Source organism: Rhizobium aethiopicum, from assembly GCF_014197535.1.
Classification (GTDB): Bacteria; Pseudomonadota; Alphaproteobacteria; order Rhizobiales; family Rhizobiaceae; genus Rhizobium; species Rhizobium aethiopicum_A.
In genome coordinates, this window is record NZ_JACIFV010000022.1 from 69,919 (window position 1) to 88,594 (window position 18,676).

The following is an 18,676-nucleotide window of genomic DNA, read 5'->3' on the forward strand; positions in this document are numbered from 1 at the left end:
ATGTCTTTTCTCACACTGAACAACATCCAGAAGTCCTTCGGCGCGGTCCAGGTCGTCAAGAATTTCAACATGAACATCGAGAAGGGCGAATTCATCTCCTTCCTCGGGCCGTCGGGCTGCGGCAAGACGACCGTCCTGCGCATGATCGCCGGCTTCGAAACCCCCACCGGCGGCACGCTGATCATCAACGGCAAGGACCAGAGCGCGCTCAAGCCGAACCAGCGCAATATCGGCATGGTCTTCCAGGCCTACGCCCTTTTTCCCAACATGTCCGTGCACGACAATGTCGCCTTCGGCCTCAAGGTCGCCGGCGCGCCGAAGCCCGAGATCGACGCCCGCGTCAAGGAAATGCTCGGCCTGATCAAGCTTGATCATCTCGCCGACCGTTATCCCTATCAACTGTCGGGCGGCCAGCAGCAGCGCGTCGCACTTGCCCGCGCGCTCGCCGTCAAACCGCAGGTGCTGCTTCTCGACGAGCCCCTCTCCGCCCTCGATGCCAAAATTCGCGTGTCGCTGCGCGAGGAGATCCGCCAGATCCAGCAGCAGCTCGGCATTACCACCGTCTTCGTCACCCACGACCAGGAAGAGGCGCTGTCGATCTCCGATCGCATTGTCGTCATGAACGCCGGCAAGGCCGATCAGATCGGCTCGCCCTTCGAGATCTACAACAAGCCGGCCACGCGCTTCGTCGCCTCCTTCGTCGGCACGCTGAATCTGATCGAGGCCAAGGTCGTCAATCCGGATATCAATCTCATCCAGATCGGCGATCAAAAGATCACGCTGAAGCAGTCCGTCGCAGCCCACAAGGCCGGCGAGACCATCTCGTTGGCGCTGCGCCCGGAAGCCGGCTCCCTCTCCGACACCGCCAGAAGCGATACGGCACTGACCGGCCAGGTCGTCTCAGCTCACTTCCTCGGTTCGGTCATCCGCACCCGCATGAATGTCGGCGGCAACGTCATCTCCTTCGATATGTTCAACAGCCCGGGCGTCACCCCGCCGCAGGCCGGAGAAACCGTGACGCTGCGCTTCATGGCGGCCGACTTGCTCGTCATCAGCGATTGATGTTGCGGGATACCGCTTATGCAAAAGGCGCCGCAAAACGGCGCCCTTTATTTTTTCGATAATGGATTCGTTCAGCGGATCGCCCGGTCGTCCGCATCGAAGCGATGCACGCGCGCCTGGTCTGGCGTCGCGTAAACGATTTCGTCCGGCTCGTACTGATGTTCGCCGAAAAGGCGCGCCGTCAGCAGGCCGCACTGCTCGGATTCGAGATAGATGATCGTGTCGGCGCCGAGATGCTCGACATGCACGACCTTCGCACCCCACGTCCCCTCCTCGCGCGACAGCGTCATATGTTCCGGCCGTACCCCGATCGTCTTGGCGCTGTGATCGCCCACCTTTTCGCCCGCGATAAAATTCATCTGCGGCGAGCCGATAAAGCCGGCAACGAAGACATTGGCCGGACGGTTGTAAAGCTCCATCGGCGAGCCGATCTGCTCGATCGCGCCGGCATTCAGCACGACGATCTTATCGGCAAGCGTCATCGCCTCGACCTGGTCGTGGGTGACGTAGATCATTGTCGCCTTCAGGCCGCGGTGCAGCCGGGCGATTTCAAGCCGGGTCTGGACGCGCAGCGCCGCATCGAGGTTCGACAGCGGCTCGTCGAACAGGAAGAGTTCCGGTTCGCGCACTATGGCGCGGCCGATGGCGACGCGCTGGCGTTGGCCGCCGGAAAGCTCGGCCGGTCGGCGTGCGAGGTAAGGCGCGAGCGACAGCATGCCGGATGCCTTGCCGACGCGCTTGTCGATCTCGTCCTTGGCGGTGCCTGCCTGCTTGAGCCCAAGCCCCATATTGTCCTTGACCGTCAGGTGCGGATAGAGCGCATAGGACTGGAACACCATGGCGATGCCGCGCTTGGCCGGCGGCGTCAGCGTCTCGTCGCGGCCGTTGATGACGACGGCGCCCGAGGTCACGTCTTCGAGGCCGGCGATGCTGCGCAAGAGCGTCGACTTCCCGCAGCCCGACGGCCCGACGAAGATGACGAATTCGCCGTCCTTGACCTCGAGGTCGATGCCTTTGAGCACCTCATGCGTGCCGTAGGTCTTGCGGATGGATTTGAGTTGAAGCGATCCCACTATTTTTCCCTTACAATCTGACCGGCTGGCCGGTACGCACGCTCTCATCGGCGGCAAGGCAGATGCGCAGCGACGCCACCGCATCCGCCATATGGCGATCGAGGTTCAGATCCTCGCGGATCGCCCTCAGCATGAAGGCCTGTTCCAGGTCGCAAAGCGCCTGATGACCGGGCTCGCCCGTCATCCTCATGTCCTGGTCGGGCCGGATGAACTTGGCGTCCGGGCCGGTTTCGGCCGTATGCAGACGGATCACCGAGGTCTTAGTGTGCGTATCGATGTCGTCGGACTTGGCGTTCGGATCCATGACGATCGACACCGCCCCCTTCGGCGACATCACGTCTTTCACGAAGAAGGCGGTCTCCGAGATCATCGGCCCCCAGCCGGCCTCGTACCAGCCGACCGAACCGTCCTCGAAGAGCACCTGCAGCTGACCGTAATTATACATGTCGGCGGCGATCTCATCAGAGAGGCGCAGCCCCATGCCGCGCACCTCGATGGCCCTGGCGTCGGTGATCTGGCACATCACGTCGACATAATGCACGCCGCAATCGACGATCGGCGAAGTCGTGCGCATCAGCGACTTGTGCGTCGCCCAGGTCGGACCGCTGGACTGCTGGTTGAGGTTCATGCGGAAGACGTAAGGCGGGCCGAGTTTGCGCGCCTCCTCGATCAGCTTCATCCAGGACGGATGATGGCGGAGGATATAGCCGATCACCAGCTTGCGCCCCGCCTTCTCCGCTGCCGCAACGACCCGCTCGGCATCGGCGACGGTGGTCGCCAGCGGCTTTTCCACGAAGACATGACAACCGGCCTCGAAGGCGGCGATGGCATAATCGGCATGGCTGTCGGAATAGGTGTTGATCGAGCAGAGGTCCGGCTTCAGTTCGGCAAGCGCCGTCGCAAAGTCGGGGTGAATGGTATAGCCCCGCAGTTCGGGCTCCAGCGCCGGCGTCGAGCGGTTGACGAGACCGACGATTTCGAAACCGGGATTGTTGTGATAGGCGAGCGCGTGGCTGCGGCCCATATTTCCCAGTCCGGCAACGAGGACGCGGATCGGTTTCTCCTGGCTCATTTGACGGCTCCCGAGGTGATGCCGCGGATCAGCTGGCGCGAGAAGATGACGTAGAGGATCAGGATAGGCAGAATCGCGAGCGAGAGCGCCGCCAGCACCGCATTCCAGTTGGTGACGAACTGACCGATGAAAATCTGCGAGCCGAGCGTCACCGTCTTGGTGCTTTCGGCCGGCGCCAGGATCAGCGGGAACCAGAGGTCGTTCCAGATCGGGATCATCGTGAAGACGGCGACCGTCGCCATGGCCGGGCGCACCAGCGGCAGCACCAGGCGGAAGAAGATCGCATATTCGGACAGGCCATCGATCCGCCCGGCATTCTTCAGATCGTCCGAAACCGTGCGCATGAATTCCGACAGGATGAAGATCGCGAGCGGTATGCCTTGGGCGGTATAGACGAGAACGAGTGCCGTCAGCGTATTGACGAGGCCGGCCGCCACCATGCCCTGCAAGATCGCCACCGTGCCGAGGCGGATCGGGATCATGATGCCAATCGCCATGTAGAGCCCGAGCAGCAGATTGCCGCGGAAGCGATATTCAGACAGAGCGAAGGCGGCCATGGCGCCGAACAGCAGCACCAGCAGGATCGAGACAACAGTCACGACGAAGCTGTTCTGGAAATAGGTGGCGAAATCGCCCTGCCCCAGCACCGTCTGATAGCCGACGAGGCTGAAGGTCGACGGCGTCGGGATCATCAGCGGTTCGCGGAAGATCGAGTTGCGATCCTTGAATGAATTGACGATGGTCAGGAACACCGGAAACAGCGCGACCAGCGTATAGGCGCCGAGCGCCAGATGCACGAGGCCGGTGCGGATGGGAGATGTGCGTGCCTTAGACATGCGTGCTCCTCAGAACTGGTAGCGACGCATGCGTCGCTGGATGACGAAGAGATAAAGCGAAACGCCGGCGAGAATGATGAGGAACATCACGGTCGCAATCGTCGCACCCATTGAGCGGTCGCCGAGCTGCAGCTGGAAACCGAAGAATGTGCGGTAGAGCAGCGTGCCGAGAATATCGGTCGACATGTCAGGCCCGGCAAGCGCCCCCTGCACGGTGTAGATCAGGTCGAAGGCATTGAAATTGCCGACGAAGGTCAGGATCGAAATGATGCCGATCGCCGGCAGGATGAGCGGCAGCTTGATCTTCCAGAACTGGGCCCAGCCGGTAATACCGTCGCATTCGGCAGCCTCGATCACCTCTTCGGGAATGCTAAGCAGCGCTGCATAGATCAGCATCATCGGAATGCCGATATATTGCCAATTGGAGATCAGCGACACGGCAATTAGCGCCGAACCCGGCTTGCCGAGCCACGGCGCAAACAGGAATTTCAGTCCAATGAGATCGAGCATCCAGGGCGCCACACCCCAGATCGGCGACAGGATCAGCTTCCAGATGAAGCCGACGATGACAAAGGAGAGCAGCGTCGGCAGGAATATCGCCGTGCGGTAGAAGGCGACGCCCCGCAGCTTCGGCACCGAAAGCAGGGCTGCAAGCGCAATGCCGATCGGGTTCTGCACGCACATGTGGATGGCGAAGAAGACGACATTGTTGACGAGTGCGTTCCAGAAATCATGCGCCCAGCGCGGATCGCCGAACAGCACCTTGAAATTCGCCAGGCCGACGAAGGCCGGCTGACCGTCGACCGTATTGTAGAGCGAGAGCCTCAGCGTTTCGATCAGCGGCAGCACCATGACGGCGGAATAGACGATCACGGCCGGCAGCATGAAGACGAAAATGTGCCAGCGCACCGGGCGCTTGATCGGGACGATATCGGCCACGTTGTCGGTTTCGCTCATGGCTTTTGCCTGTTCTTGTCGACTGGCCGCAAGGCGCAGCGCAGATGAAAAACGTTGCGCCTCACCGCCAACTCTCTGCCGCCCGGGAAGAGAGGGAACGCCCTGCTGAGAAGCTCTATCGGGCTGGGAGGTCGCTGTGAGTCTCCTTCTCCCCGCAAGCGGGGAGAAGGTGGCCGGCAGGCCGGACGAGGGGCGGCAAACGCCGCCCCTCGTCACATCATTTGGCCGGCTTGTACCAGCTGTCGAGGCCCTTCTGCAGCTTCTCGGCGGCGACCTGCGGCGTATCCGTGCCGTTGATCACGTTGGCCGATTCGACCCAGGTCTCGTTTTCGAGGTTCGGCGTACCGCGCGACAGGATCTGGTAGGTCGAGCGCACGGTCGACTTGTACGGGCCGCGCCAGGAGACGAACTCCTGAGCCAGCGGATCGGACATCTTCACCGGGTTAGAGTTCAGGCTGAAGAAGCCTGGCAACGCGTTGGCATAAATATCGGCGAACTCGGGCGAAGCCACCCAGCTCAGGAACTTCTTGGCTTCCTCGGCATGCGTGCTCTTCGCGTTCAGGGCGACGCCGATATCCGGATGGTCGGAGATATAACCCTGATCGCCGGCCTTCGGAACCGGCGGCGGGAAGGCGCCCATCTTAAATTGCGCCTGCGTGTTGAAGAGCGCGATTTCCCAGGAACCGGCCGGGTAGATGGCGGCGCGGCCGAGCGTGAAGAGGTTCTGGCTGTCGGAATAGGTCTGGGCTTCGAAACCGTCGCCGAGATAGGGCTTCCACTTGGCAAGCTCTTCATAGGGCTTGACCCATTCGGGATCGGTCAGCTTCTGCTTGCCTGCGATCAGGGCTGCGCGGCCTTCTTCACCCTTCCAGTAATTCGGGCCGATGTTCTGGTAGCCCATGGTGGCGGCTTCCCAGAGATCCTTCGTGCCCATGGCGAGCGGAATATAGGTGCCATCGGCCTTGATCTTGTCGAGGGCTGCGTAGAACTCGTCCTGCGTCTTCGGCACAGAGATGCCGAGCTTGTCGAAGGCATCCTTGTTGTAGATGAAGCCGTGGATGACCGAAGCCATCGGCACGCAGAAGGTCGACTTGCCGTCGTCGGTCGTCCAGGCGGCCTTGGCGACCGGAGAGAAATTCTCCATGCCCGGCAGGCTGGTGATGTCGACGAGCTGCTTCTTGTTGAAGAGTTCGAGCGAGGCGTCGAACGGGCGGCAGGTGATGATGTCGCCTGCGGAGCCGGCATCGAGCTTGGCGTTCAGCGACGCGTTGTATTCGGTCGGCGCGGTCGGCGAGAAGACGACCTTGATGCCCGGGTTTTTCGCTTCGAACGCCGGAATGATCTTCTCCTGCCAGATCTGGAGGTCGTCGTTACGCCAGCTTTCGACGGTCAGCGTGACGTCGGCGGCATGGACGAGACCTGCCGGCGTCAGCAGGCTTGAGGCAAGCAGCAAGCTTTTCAGAGCAGTGTTTTTCATTTCCCTCTCCTGTTTTTAGCGCCGAAGGCGCCGTTTTCGATCTGAAACAAGCAATTGACGTGTCTGAGGAAACACCCAATGCCCCTTGGAGGGCCGCCAGCGAAGCCGGCCCCGAAAGCTCGATGGACCGAAAGCGGATCGCCTGCGGCCGGACTGCGCGCTTATCGGTGACCCGCACCGGACGCGCTGAAAATAATGGGAAAGCCGATGGATGCCTGAATTCCATCGTCGGCCCGACAGGGCCGCTGGCATTCTGGCAGTCATCCTCGAAGCGGTTCCGGCTTCATTTTGCTGCCGGTTTTCGTGGGCTTCGAAACGCTGTTCCCTTTTACCGAATTAAGGCCAAAAAAATACCAATTGTCCAGACGAATTTTAACTTTTTGGCCCCAAAGGTTTCATTAAAAATTTTTATCAAGGAAAATCAAATGGATAAAAAGGTGCAATTTCTCCACCGTTCCCACTTGGTAAATGGTATTTTTTTGGTATTGTATGAAAAACAGGTGGGAACGGCGTATTCGGAGGTCCGATGACAGAGCTTGCAATCGGCATAGATGGCGGCGGGACGAGCTGCCGGGCCGCGGTCGCGGACAGAAACGGCACTATCATTGGCCGCGGCAAATCAGGCCCGGCCAATATTCTGTCCGATCTGGAAAACTCTCTTCTCAATATTGCCGAATCCGCCCGGCTGGCACTCATTGATGCTGGGGTCGCCGCGGAAACCATTTCCTCCGTCGCAGCGGTCGTCGGCGTCGCCGGCGCTAATGTCACGGATTATGGCCAGCGAATCGAAAAGGCCCTGCCCTTTGCCGAAGGCCGCGTTGTTACCGACGCGCTGATCGCCCTGCAGGGCGCGCTCGGCGATGCCGACGGCATCGTCGGCGCCTTCGGCACCGGCTCGGTCTATAACGCCCGGAAAGATGGTCGGCTGAACGGCATCGGCGGCTGGGGCTTCGTCGTTGGCGACCAGGCAAGCGGCGCTCGCCTGGGCCGCGACCTGATGGAACGATCGCTGCTCGCCCATGACGGCGTGCGCCCGGCATCGCCGATGACTGAGGCGATCCTGGCGGAATATGGCGATGATCCCGAGCGCATCGTCGAATTTGCGCATTCGGCAAGACCGACGGATTTTGCCCGTTATGCACCTGTTGTCTTCGAACATGCAACGAGCGGCGATGCGGTCGCGGTCGGCATCGTCACGGACGCGGCAACGGCGATCGGCGAAAGCCTTGAAGCGCTGCTCTGGCCCGGATGCCCGTCAATCTGCCTGCTTGGCGGTCTTGCGGAAGCCTATGAGCCCTGGCTTCCCCAACGCTACAGACAGCTGCTTGCCAAACCGAAAAACGATGCCCTTCACGGCGCGGTGGAACTTGCGGTCAAGCTCCTGAACGAGCGACAGCGAGGTGCGGCATGACCGACGATCTCGCCACAATCCTCTCCCTGGAACGCCTGCAGGCGGCCGGGACCGGCCCGCTCTACGTCAAGCTGCGCCGCACGCTCGAAGAGGCCGTGCGCGCCGGCACGCTTGGTCACGGCGACGCGCTCCCGCCGGAGCGCGACATCGCCGAACTTGCCGCCGTCAGCCGGGTCACCGTGCGCAAGGCGATCGACGAACTCGTCGCCGACGGCCTGCTGGTGCGCCGCCACGGCTCGGGCACCTTTGTCGCCAAGCCGGTCTCCAGGGTCGAGCAGCGCCTGTCGCAGCTCACCTCTTTCACCGAAGACATGGCGCGCCGCGGCATGTCCTCCCGCTCGGAATGGCTGCATAAGGGCATCCACACCCCCTCACCCGACGAGATGATGATCCTTGGCCTCGCCGCCGGCTTGAAGGTTTCGCGCCTCTCGCGCCTGCGCATCGCCGACGACCAGCCGCTGGCGATCGAGAACGCCAGCGTCTCCGGCGAATTCCTCCCCGATCCCTCCGCCGTCACCAATTCGCTCTACGCCGAACTCGAACGCCTCAACGTCCGTCCGGTCCGCGCCGTCCAGCGCATTTCGGCGACCAATATGAAGGAAGCCGATGCCCAGCTTCTCGGCGTCTCCGTGGGTGCGGCCGGCCTGTCGATCGAACGCATCTCCTATCTCGGCTCCGGCCGCGCCGTCGAATTCACCCGCTCGCTCTATCGCGGCGACGCTTATGACTTCGTGGCCGAGCTGACGATCGGGGTGACATAAGGCCTACCAGAAGCGGGCAATCCAAAGCTGATTTCCGGCGAGTTCATCGAAAATCGTGTCGGCGGAAATGATCGGTATCCCATTCTCTATGGCAGTCGCAGCGAGAAACCTGTCGAACGGATCACGGTGCGCCCAGTCCATCATGGCTGCCGCCAGACAGACATCCGGGGTCAATGCTGCTGCAATGGCGCCCTGCTCCTGCAGTAAGTCCGGCAGCCGGCCGACGAAAGGCTGCATCTCCGGCCATTTGCCGACACGCACTTTCTGCCCGATTTCAAACAGGGATATTGGACTGACAAGAATGGTCTCAGCCTTTTCAATCAGAGCGATCGCCTTGGCCGAGAGCCGCTTGTCGCCGGTCAACGACCATGCCCAGGCATGGGTGTCGAGCAGAAGCGAATTCACTCGATTCCTTCCCAGGCCGCGACTTCACTTTCGTCAATGGGCTCAAAAAAGTCCGGCCCATCTCCAGCAACCTGCCCTTTGAGCAGACCGATCTTGAAGGAAGACTGCACAATCGGAATAATCTTCACGACAGGCTTGCGTCCCTTGGCGATCACCACTTCCTCACCAGAAAGGGCGGCATCGATCAATTTCGACAGATTGGTCTTTGCGGCATGAATGGTCACTTGCATCGCAGCCCTCATTAGCTAACTTGGCTAAGGATAACATGCCGCGCTCAAATCCGCTATCGAATTCAAACAGTCTGACCACGGATATTATCAAGCCATATCAAAAGCATGAAGCCGGAAAGTGAATCACTTTCCGCCTTCATTGTTTCTTGATTCATCACATTAAGAACGGCGAACGCATCTCTACGCCGCGTCGTCGATCTCCTCGTCCGTCTTGCGCGGCACATAGTTCAGCACCGGCCCGAGCCAGCGCTCGACTTCGGAAACCTCCATGCCCTTACGCTTGGCATAGTCTTCCACCTGGTCGCGCTCCACCTTGGCGACGCCGAAATAATAGGAGTCGGGGTGGCCGATATAGATGCCGGAGACCGATGAGCCGGGCCACATCGCATAGCTCTCCGTCAGCTTCACGCCAGCGGCGTTTTCCGCATCGAGCAGCTTGAAGAGCGTTGCTTTTTCCGTGTGGTCGGGCTGAGCGGGATAACCGGGCGCCGGACGGATGCCCGCATAGGCTTCGCCGATGAGATCCTCGTTGCTGAGGTGCTCGTCTCTTGCATAGCCCCAATATTCGCGCCGCACCTGCTCATGCATGCGCTCGGCAAAGGCTTCGGCGAAGCGGTCGGCCAGCGCCTTGACGAGGATCGAGGAATAGTCGTCATTCGACCGTTCGAACCGTTCGGCGATGGCGATTTCCTCGATACCGGCCGTCACCACGAAGCCGCCGACATAATCCTGCACGCCGCTCGTGACAGGCGCCACGAAGTCCGACAGCGCCACATTCGCCCGCCCGTCCCGCTTCGAAAGCTGCTGGCGCAGCGTATAGAAAGTGGCAAGCTCCTTGCTGCGGCTTTCGTCGGTGAACAGGCGGATGTCGTCGCCGACGGCGCCGGCCGGCCAGAAGCCGATGACGGCGCGCGGGCGGAACCACTTCTCGTCGATGATCTTCTTGAGCATGGCCTGCGCATCGGCCCAGAGCGCACGCGCCGCCTCGCCCTGCTTCTCGTCTTCGAGAATGGCAGGGAAACGGCCGCGCAGTTCCCAGGTCTGGAAGAACGGCGTCCAGTCGATATATCTGGCAAGCTCGGCCAGATCGTAATCCTCGAACACCCGTGTGCCGAAGAACTCGGGCTTCGTCGGCTTGTAAGCCGACCAATCGACCTTATGCGCATTCTCGCGAGCCCGCGACAGAGGCAGGCGTACCTTCTCCGCTTCGCTGCGGGCATGCGCGGCGGCCACCTTGGCATATTCGGCTCTTACATCGTCGACATAGCCCTGCCGCGTTTCCGGCGAGAGCAGCGCCGAGACGACGCCGACGGCGCGACTCGCATCGGTGACGTAGACCGCCTGGCCCTTGTTGTAGCCAGGATGGATCTTCACCGCCGTATGCACGCGGCTGGTCGTGGCGCCGCCGATCAGGAGCGGAATCTCGAAGCCCTGCCGTTCCATCTCGGACGCAACATGCACCATCTCGTCGAGCGACGGCGTGATCAGACCGGAAAGGCCGATGACATCGACCTTTTCGGCGATCGCCGTTTCAAGGATCTTCGTCGCCGGCACCATGACGCCAAGGTCGACGATCTCGTAATTGTTGCAAGCGAGCACGACGCCGACGATATTCTTGCCGATATCGTGCACGTCACCCTTGACGGTCGCCATCAGGATCTTGCCGGCCGATTGACGATCGTCGCCACCGGTGAGGCGCTTTTCCTCTTCCATGTAGGGAAGCAGGACGGCAACGGCCTGCTTCATGACGCGCGCCGACTTGACCACCTGCGGCAGGAACATCTTGCCCGAGCCGAACAGGTCGCCGACCACGTTCATGCCGGCCATCAGCGGTCCTTCGATGACGTGCAGCGGCCGGGCGGCCTGCTGCCGCGCCTCCTCGGTATCGGCCTCGATATATTCGGTGATGCCGTTGACCAGCGCATGCTCGAGACGCCTCTCAACGCTCCATTCGCGCCAGGAGAGATCCTGGACACGACCCTCCTTTGCCCCGGCACCACGGAAACGCTCGGCCACTTCGAGCAGCCGTTCGGTGCTGTCGGCACGGCGGTTCAGCACTACGTCCTCGCAGGCCTCGCGCAGTTCGGGATCGATGTTGTCGTAGACGGCGAGTTGGCCGGCATTGACGATGCCCATGTCCATGCCGGCCTGGATGGCGTGGTAGAGGAACACGGCATGCATCGCCTCGCGCACCGGCTCGTTGCCGCGGAACGAGAAAGACAGGTTGGAGACGCCGCCGGAGATATGCACGAGCGGCATGCGCTGACGGATCGTCCGCGTCGCCTCGATGAAGTCGACGCCGTAATTATTGTGCTCTTCGATGCCGGTCGCGACCGCGAAGATGTTCGGGTCGAAGATAATGTCCTCGGGCGGGAACCCGATCTTCTCAGTCAGCAGCTTATAGGCGCGCTCGCAGATTTCCACCTTGCGCTCATAGCTGTCGGCCTGTCCCGTTTCGTCGAAGGCCATGACGACGACGGCCGCACCATAATTGCGCAAGAGCCGCGCCTGGGCGAGGAAGTTCTCCTCGCCTTCCTTCAGCGAGATCGAGTTGACGATCGGCTTGCCCTGCACCCGCTTCAGGCCGGATTCGATGATCGAGAATTTCGACGAGTCGATCATCACAGGCACGCGGGCGATGTCGGGCTCGGCGGCGATCAGGTTGAGGAACTCGACCATCGCCTTTTCGGAATCGATCAGGCCCTCGTCCATGTTGATGTCGATCACCTGCGCACCGTTCTCGACCTGGTCGCGCGCGACATCGAGTGCCGCCGTGTAATCGGCATTGGTGATCAGCTTGCGGAATTTTGCCGAGCCGGTGACGTTGGTGCGCTCGCCGACATTGACGAAAGGAATGTCCTTGGTCAGCTCGAAGGGTTCGAGACCCGACAGCGACATAAACGGGCGATGCTCGGGAATCGGGCGCGGCTTGTATTTCGCCACCGTCTCGGCGATCGCCCTGATATGTTCCGGCGTCGAGCCGCAGCAGCCGCCGACGATGTTGACCAGGCCTTCACGGGCGAAGCTGTCGATCTGCGCCGCCATCAGCTCCGGCGTTTCGTCGTACTGGCCGAACTCGTTCGGCAGGCCGGCATTCGGATAGGCGCAGATAAAGGTATCGGCAACGCCCGAAAGCTCCTGCAGGTGCGGGCGCATCGCGTTAGCCCCGAGGGCGCAGTTCAACCCGATCGTGAAGGGATTGGCATGGCGCACCGAGTTCCAGAAGGCCGACGGCGTCTGGCCGGAGAGTGTGCGGCCGGACAGGTCGGTGATCGTGCCGGAGATCATCACCGGCAGGCGCACGCCCTTGGCCGCGAAGCGCTCCTCGCAGGCAAAGATCGCCGCCTTGGCGTTCAGCGTGTCGAAGATCGTCTCGATCAGGATGATGTCGGCGCCCCCGTCGATCAGCCCGTCGATCTGCTCGCCATAGGCGTCACGCAGATCGTCGAAGGTGACGGCGCGGAAACCGGGATTGTTGACGTCGGGCGAGATCGAGGCAGTACGGTTGGTCGGGCCGATGGCGCCGGCGACGAAGCGGCGGCGGCCGTCCTCGCGCTCGGCGCGGATTGCTGCCCGGCGCACGATCTCGGCACCTTCCTTGTTGAGGTCGTAGACGGCGCCTTCCATCTGGTAATCGGCCTGGGCGATGCGGGTCGAGGAGAAGGTATTGGTCTCGAGGATATCGGCGCCGGCCTTGGCGTATTTGTAATGGATCTCTTCGATCGCATCCGGCTGGGTCAGGATCAGAAGGTCATTGTTGCCCTTCTGATGGCAGGCGCAACCGATGAAGCGGGTTCCGCGGAACTGGTCTTCGTCATAGCCGAGACCCTGGATCTGCGTGCCCATGGCGCCGTCGAGAACAAGGATGCGCTCGCTCGCGGCTTTCTTCAAAGCGGCGAAAACTTCACTGCCGTCACGCTTGCCCGTTTCCGGACCAAAGAGAGTATAAAACACGGGAGGGCTCCTTGACGTCGTAAGACCAGACTTCCAGATCACATAAAGATATCTTTATGTCAATATATGCCGGTCAATTTCGTGCTTTGCGAGCCTTGCCCGATGACAGGCCCGCGCGAGGTCTATATAGGCCTTTGCTAGGCTTGTGCACGAAATCGGAGGAGTATCATGGCACCCGCAATCGGCAACGCCGCGCTTGGAAACTGGACAAGCCGCGCCTATCACCGCAGCTGGCTGCTGGCGCAGGCAAATGGCCTTTTCGATTTCTTCCAGCACGATTCGATCAATCCCAAGGGTGGCTTCTACGATCTCGACGACACCGGCAGGCCTCTCGATGCCGAGGGCCAGGTGCGCGGCATCCATATTGCGGCGCGCGCGGTCCATTGTTTCTCGATCGGCGCCCTGCTCGGCCGTCCCGGCGCCTCCGACGTCGTCGATCACGGCATGGACTATCTCTGGAACCACTATCGTGACCGCAAGAACGGTGGCTATTTCTGGTCGCTCGACAATAACGGTCCGGTTGATTCCAACAAGCAGGGCTACGGCCACGCTTTCGTCCTGCTTGCCGCCTCCTCGGCAAAGACGATCGGCCATCCGCTGGCCGACGGCATGCTGGCCGATATCACCGAGATCCTGAACACGAAGTTCTGGGAACCGCGCCACGGCGCGATCGCCGAGGAATTCACCGCCGACTGGCAGCCGCTCGACGGCGGCGCCTATCGCGGCCAGAATTCCAACATGCACCTGACCGAGGCGCTGATGGCCGCCTTCGAAGCCACCGGCGACAGGGATTACCTCGCCAAGGCCGAAAGCATCGCCGATCTCGTCATCCGCCGTGCGGCCGGTTCGGTCGACTGGCGCGTCGCCGAACATTTCGACGCCGAATGGAACCTCAATAAGGATTACTATCATCCGAACGAAATGTTCCGCCCAGCCGGCACGACACCCGGCCATTGGTTGGAATGGGCCCGCCTCATCCTGCAGCTCTGGGCGCTCGGCGGCAAGCGCATCGCCTGGATGCCGGATGCCGCGAAAGCCCTTTTCGAGCAATCCATGGCGCTCGGCTGGGATAACGACAAGGGCGGCTTCTTCTACACGCTCGACTGGGCGGATAAACCGGCCAAGCGCAACAAGCTGTGGTGGCCGGCCTGCGAGGGTGCGGCTGCCGCGCATTTCCTCAACGAACACTTGCCGAGCGACTATCACGAGGAATGTTACCGCAAGATCTGGAACGTGATCGAACGCGCCTTCATAGACCATAGGAATGGCGGCTGGCATGAGGAACTGACGGAAGATTTGGTTCCCTCGCACGCGCTCTTTCCTGGCAAAGGCGATATCTACCACGCCCTGCAGGCCTGCCTCATTCCGCTTTTCCCGGCAACGGGCAGCCTGACGAAAGGCATCACTGACGCCGGCGGCAGGCTCTGACGGCTGTTTCAGCGGCCGGCGCCGGCCGTCCGGCGCTCGGATTGTTCCGGCAGATGCGGCCGCGTCACAGCGGAGAGAGCCGCAACGTATCCAGATCTTTCGCCAGCATCAGCGCCAGGGCTTCGACCACAAGATTGTGGTCGTCGCGCTGCGGCAGGCCGGAGACGGTGACGGCGCCGATGCAGCCGGTACCCTTGACGTTGATCGGAAAACTGCCGCCATGCGGCGCATAATCGGCGCCATCAAGCCCGTTGTCCTCGACGGTCTTGCCGTCCTTGCTAAGCTTCAGGCCGGAGGCATAGCTGCTGCGGAAATAGCGCAGCACCATGTTGCGCTTACGGCGCACCCAGTTGACGTTGTCGGGTGTCACACCCGGGAGTGCGGCATAGAAGACCGGCATCGAATGCAGAGTCACGTCGATGGCAATGCCGAGGCCGCGCTCGCTGGCGAGTTCCTGCAGAAGCTTGCCGAGCTGCCAGGCAGTGGTGAGATCGAAGGCGTCGAAGCTCAGCGCCTTTTCCTGCTCGGCGATCCGGCTGAGATCGTTGTCGATTGTCATGATAGGCGCTCCTCTCCCGCAATGATCCGCTGCAGACCATTCTCATCAGGAGAGAAAAAGTAAAGCAAAACTTGGACCTACCCTGATGTCAGAGCTTCGGCGTCAGCATCTCGAAACGATCGCGGATGGTGGTGCAGGTATCGCCGCCCAATCGCGCAATGGCATCGACCGCGGCCGGATCGACATGCAGCCGTTCCGGATCGACGACCCCGTCGCGGTAACGCGCATAGACGATCTCACCGAGGATAATCTGCCGTGAGCGGCCGAGCTCCAGCGTCACATGCCGCCGGCATTCGAAGGCAGCCGGCGCCTCGGCGATAAAGGGCGACGCCACCTTCGCGCCCGGTATCGCCGTCAGCCCCGCCTGCTTCAGCTCATCGACGCCCCGCGGATATTTCGCGCCGCAGACATGCATCGCCTCGGCGATCGCAAAGGAGACGATGTTGACCGTGAAGACCTCGGTCATGCGAATATTGTGGCCGGTGTCCTTGAACGACATGTCGGCATTGTTCTCGACGCCGATCGCCAGGATCGGCGGATCGGCCGACAGGCAGTTGAAGAAGCTGAACGGCGCCGCGTTGATCCGGCCGTGCTCGTCGACCGTCGTCACCAGCGCGATCGGCCGCGGGATGATCGTGCCGATCATCAGCTTGTAGCGTTCGCGCTCGCTGAGCTCTGTGAAATCGAACGAGACCGCCATGGTTCAGCCGATTTTCGGGGTCGGCGAGAAACCGCTCATCGCGCCCATAAAGGGTTTCGGCAGCGGCGAGGCATAGGAGCCGCGCTTGCTGGTGGAAAGCCCAAGCGAGACCAGCGCCTCGGCCTGTTTGACGGCGGCCGCCACACCGTCGACGACGGGCACGCCGTAGATATCCTGCAATTCCCGGGCAAGATCGGTCATGCCGGCACAGCCGAGCACGATCGCCTCGGCGCCGTCTTCGGCAAGCGCCCGCTCGATCTCGGCCCTCAGCTTGCCGATCGCACCCGAGGCGGCATCCTCCAGCTCCAGTACCGGGATGTCGGAGGCGCGCACCTTGGCGCGCTCGCCCATACCGTAGCGGCGCACCAGATTGTCGATCAGCACCCGCGACCGCTCCAGCGTCGTCACCACAGTGAAGCGCTGCGCCAGGAAACCCGCCGTCACCACGGCGGATTCGCAGAGACCGAGGATTGGCACATCGGCAAAACTCCGTGCTGCGTCGAGCCCGGTATCGTCGAAGCAGGCAATGACCGCAGCGTCGTAACCCGCCGCCTGCCGCTCCTTAAGTTCCAAGAGCAGACCGGGAATCGCCAGCGCCCCGTCATAGTGCCCCTCGATGGAGACCGGCCCCATGCTCGATGTCGCGGCGATGATCTCCGTGCCGGATGCCGCCACCGCACGCGCGGCGGCCGCAGCCTTCTCGGTCATGGAGGCCGTGGTATTCGGATTGACGATGAGGATGCGCATATCAGTCTATCTTTGCCTGCCGCCGCCCCAGCATCGTCATGATGCCGAGCGCGATGAGAATGATGGTGAAGGAAAACAGCGTCGTCACCGTGCCGAGTGCATAGAGCACCGGCGTCGTGACGTTGGTGGTCATGCCGTAGATTTCGAGCGGCAGCGTATTGTAGCTGCCCGACGTCATCAATGTGCGTGCGAATTCGTCATAGGACAGCGTGAAGCCGAACAGGCCGACGCCGATCAGGCTCGGCGCGATCATCGGCAGCACGACGTGGCGGAAGGTCTGCCAGGAGGTGGCGCCGAGGTCGCGCGCCGCCTCTTCATAAGCAGGCGAGAAACGGTTGAAGACCGCAAACATGATCAGCACCCCGAAGGGCAGCGTCCAGGTCAGATGTGCGCCGAAGGCCGAGGAATACCATGCGGGCTTGAGACCGCCCTCCTGGAAGACTACGCCGATGCCGAGCGAAATGATGATCGACGGCACGACCAGGCTGGCGACCGTGGCGTAAAACAGCACCGTCGAACCCCGGAAACGGCGGCGGAAGGCAAGCCCGGCCAGCAGCGACACGACGACGGTCACCACCATCACCATCAGCCCGAGGACGAAGGAGCGCCGGAACGAGGCGCCGAAATCGCCGACCGCCTGCTTCTCGAACAGGTTGAAGAACCAATGCGTGGAAACGCCGTTCATCGGGAAGGTCAGGCCGCCGTCCGGCCCCTGGAAGGAGAGGATCAGGATCGCCGAAAGCGGGCCGTAGAGGAACAGCACGAAGACGACGAAGAACATCGCCAGCAGATAGAATTCGAGGCCGCGTTTTTCGTGGTTCATCTCAAAGCTCCTTGCGGATGTCGACGACGCGCAGGATGGCGGCGACCATCATGAGCACCACCACAAGCAGCACCACGGCGTTGGCGGCGGCGGCCGGATATTGCAGCAGCGACATCTGGTTCTTCATCATCAGCGCCACCGAGGCGCTCTGGCCGCCGGACATCACCTGCACCGTCGAAAAGTCCGCCATCACCAGCGTCACGACGAAGATCGTGCCGATCGCCATGCCGGGCTTGGCAAGCGGAATGACGACGTTCCACAGCACCTGCCAGCCGGATGCGCCGGCATCGCGCGCCGCCTCGAACAGCGACCGGTCGATGCGCATCAGCGTGTTGAAGATCGGCGTCACCATGAACAAGGTATAGAGGTGCACCATGGCGAGCACGACGGCGAAATCGGAATAGAGCAGCCATTCGATCGGCTGCGGAATGATGCCCATCTTGATCAGCGCGGAATTGACCAGGCCGTTGCGTCCGAGCACCGGGATCCAGGAGATCATCCGGATGATGTTCGACGTCATGAACGGCACGGTGCAGACGAGGAAGAGAATCATCTGCGTCGAGGTCTTGCGAATGTGGAAGGCCAGGAAATAGGCGACCCAGAAGCCGATGACGAGCGTCAGCGCCCAGACGATGGCGGTGAATTTCAGGGTGTTGAGATAGGTCTTCCACGTCACCCATGAGCCGAGCGTGTCGGTGTAGTTCATGGTGAGGAAATCGGGGTAGAGGCCGGCGAAATCGTAATCCCAGAAGCTGACGACAGCGATCATCGCGATCGGCAGCAGGAAGAAGAAGCCGAGGATGGCGATCAGCGGTGTCGCCTGGAGGTATGAGATGACTGAGGGGGAGAGCCTCAGTCCACGCCTGCCGCGCACGCGCTGAGCGTCCTCCTCCGTTTCCGCTGCAATGGTCGCCATATCCGGTTCTCCGTTCTGATTGCGTCAGGTGGACGAAGGTGCGTGCCGCCCCCTCATCCGCCTGCCGGCACCTTCTCCCCGCTGGGGAGAAGAGAATCGCAGCGGCGTCTCGGCCACCGCGAACCTTGTTCTTTTGTTATCTGCCGAGCGGCAAGCTCCCCCTTCTCCCCAGCGGGGAGAAGATGCCCGAAGGGCAGATGAGGGGGCGGAGCGAAGCGACGTCTTGAGCGCTAGCGAAAGACAATCCTGCTCATCCGCCCCCTCG

18 protein-coding genes are annotated in these 18,676 nt (G+C 61.7%); 5 read left to right on the forward strand and 13 right to left on the reverse strand.

Annotated elements, in window-relative coordinates; translation table 11 throughout:
* Positions 1-1,062 (forward strand): ABC transporter ATP-binding protein, encoded by a 1,062-nt coding sequence (locus GGD53_RS24050; protein WP_184459280.1) that lies wholly within the window; start codon positions 1-3, stop codon positions 1,060-1,062.
* A 71-nt stretch (positions 1,063-1,133) separates the two neighbouring features.
* On the opposite strand, the gene GGD53_RS24055 is transcribed toward GGD53_RS24050, so the two are convergent.
* The 5 genes from GGD53_RS24055 to GGD53_RS24075 form a co-directional block, all read right to left on the reverse strand.
* Entirely contained in the window at positions 1,134-2,135 is a 1,002-nt protein-coding gene (locus GGD53_RS24055) for an ATP-binding cassette domain-containing protein (RefSeq protein ID WP_184459281.1), read from the reverse strand.
* 10 nt (positions 2,136-2,145) lie between these two features.
* On the reverse strand, positions 2,146-3,207 hold the full coding sequence (locus GGD53_RS24060) for a Gfo/Idh/MocA family protein (protein WP_184459282.1): 1,062 nt from the start codon (positions 3,205-3,207) through the stop codon (positions 2,146-2,148).
* Positions 3,204-4,043 carry a carbohydrate ABC transporter permease gene (locus GGD53_RS24065; RefSeq protein WP_097597924.1) on the reverse strand — a complete coding sequence of 280 codons (840 nt, stop codon included), beginning with the start codon at positions 4,041-4,043 and terminating at the stop codon, positions 3,204-3,206. Before GGD53_RS24065 ends, GGD53_RS24060 begins: the two co-directional genes overlap by 4 nt.
* Before the next feature lie 9 nt (positions 4,044-4,052).
* Positions 4,053-5,000 (reverse strand): carbohydrate ABC transporter permease, encoded by a 948-nt coding sequence (locus GGD53_RS24070; protein ID WP_184459283.1) that lies wholly within the window; start codon positions 4,998-5,000, stop codon positions 4,053-4,055.
* 217 nt (positions 5,001-5,217) lie between these two features.
* Positions 5,218-6,477, reverse strand: coding sequence for an ABC transporter substrate-binding protein (locus GGD53_RS24075; protein WP_184459284.1), 1,260 nt, complete (start codon positions 6,475-6,477; stop codon positions 5,218-5,220).
* Between GGD53_RS24075 and GGD53_RS24080 the strand changes: the two genes are divergently transcribed.
* The 3 genes from GGD53_RS24080 to GGD53_RS24090 are packed head-to-tail and all read left to right on the forward strand — an operon-like array spanning position 6,438 to position 8,649.
* Positions 6,438-7,007 (forward strand): hypothetical protein, encoded by a 570-nt coding sequence (locus tag GGD53_RS24080; protein WP_184459285.1) that lies wholly within the window; start codon positions 6,438-6,440, stop codon positions 7,005-7,007. The two genes, GGD53_RS24075 and GGD53_RS24080, sit on opposite strands and share 40 nt — an antisense overlap.
* Positions 7,004-7,888 carry an N-acetylglucosamine kinase gene (locus tag GGD53_RS24085; RefSeq protein ID WP_184459286.1) on the forward strand — a complete coding sequence of 295 codons (885 nt, stop codon included), beginning with the start codon at positions 7,004-7,006 and terminating at the stop codon, positions 7,886-7,888. Before GGD53_RS24080 ends, GGD53_RS24085 begins: the two co-directional genes overlap by 4 nt.
* Complete coding sequence (locus GGD53_RS24090; RefSeq protein ID WP_184459287.1) at positions 7,885-8,649, forward strand: GntR family transcriptional regulator; 765 nt, start codon at positions 7,885-7,887, stop codon at positions 8,647-8,649. Before GGD53_RS24085 ends, GGD53_RS24090 begins: the two co-directional genes overlap by 4 nt.
* A 3-nt stretch (positions 8,650-8,652) precedes the next feature.
* Here the strand turns inward: GGD53_RS24090 and GGD53_RS24095 are convergent, their stop codons facing one another.
* The 3 genes from GGD53_RS24095 to metH form a co-directional block, all read right to left on the reverse strand.
* Entirely contained in the window at positions 8,653-9,054 is a 402-nt protein-coding gene (locus tag GGD53_RS24095) for a PIN domain-containing protein (RefSeq protein ID WP_184459288.1), read from the reverse strand.
* The gene (locus tag GGD53_RS24100) at positions 9,051-9,284 is read right to left on the reverse strand and encodes a type II toxin-antitoxin system Phd/YefM family antitoxin (protein WP_064803900.1); all 234 of its coding nucleotides are present in this window, start codon (positions 9,282-9,284) and stop codon (positions 9,051-9,053) included. Before GGD53_RS24100 ends, GGD53_RS24095 begins: the two co-directional genes overlap by 4 nt.
* 180 nt (positions 9,285-9,464) lie before the next feature.
* Positions 9,465-13,238, reverse strand: a complete 3,774-nt coding sequence (gene metH, locus GGD53_RS24105) for a methionine synthase (protein WP_184459289.1) — start codon at positions 13,236-13,238, stop codon at positions 9,465-9,467.
* Between the two features lie 168 nt (positions 13,239-13,406).
* Here metH and GGD53_RS24110 point away from each other — a divergent pair, with 168 nt between their 5' ends.
* Positions 13,407-14,666, forward strand: coding sequence for an AGE family epimerase/isomerase (locus tag GGD53_RS24110; protein ID WP_184459290.1), 1,260 nt, complete (start codon positions 13,407-13,409; stop codon positions 14,664-14,666).
* 64 nt (positions 14,667-14,730) lie between these two features.
* Here the strand turns inward: GGD53_RS24110 and GGD53_RS24115 are convergent, their stop codons facing one another.
* The 5 genes from GGD53_RS24115 to GGD53_RS24135 form a co-directional block, all read right to left on the reverse strand.
* The gene (locus tag GGD53_RS24115; protein ID WP_011426147.1) at positions 14,731-15,225 is read right to left on the reverse strand and encodes a heme-degrading domain-containing protein; all 495 of its coding nucleotides are present in this window, start codon (positions 15,223-15,225) and stop codon (positions 14,731-14,733) included.
* An 88-nt stretch (positions 15,226-15,313) separates the two neighbouring features.
* Positions 15,314-15,925, reverse strand: coding sequence for a flavin reductase family protein (locus GGD53_RS24120; protein ID WP_184459291.1), 612 nt, complete (start codon positions 15,923-15,925; stop codon positions 15,314-15,316).
* Positions 15,926-15,928: 3 nt separating this feature from the next.
* On the reverse strand, positions 15,929-16,672 hold the full coding sequence (locus GGD53_RS24125) for an aspartate/glutamate racemase family protein (protein ID WP_184459292.1): 744 nt from the start codon (positions 16,670-16,672) through the stop codon (positions 15,929-15,931).
* Between the two features lies 1 nt (position 16,673).
* On the reverse strand, positions 16,674-17,495 hold the full coding sequence (locus GGD53_RS24130) for an ABC transporter permease (protein WP_184459293.1): 822 nt from the start codon (positions 17,493-17,495) through the stop codon (positions 16,674-16,676).
* 1 nt (position 17,496) lies between these two features.
* A complete protein-coding gene (locus GGD53_RS24135) occupies positions 17,497-18,411 on the reverse strand; it encodes an ABC transporter permease (protein ID WP_184459294.1) in 915 nt (304 codons plus the stop codon).
* Positions 18,412-18,676 lie beyond the last annotated feature (265 nt).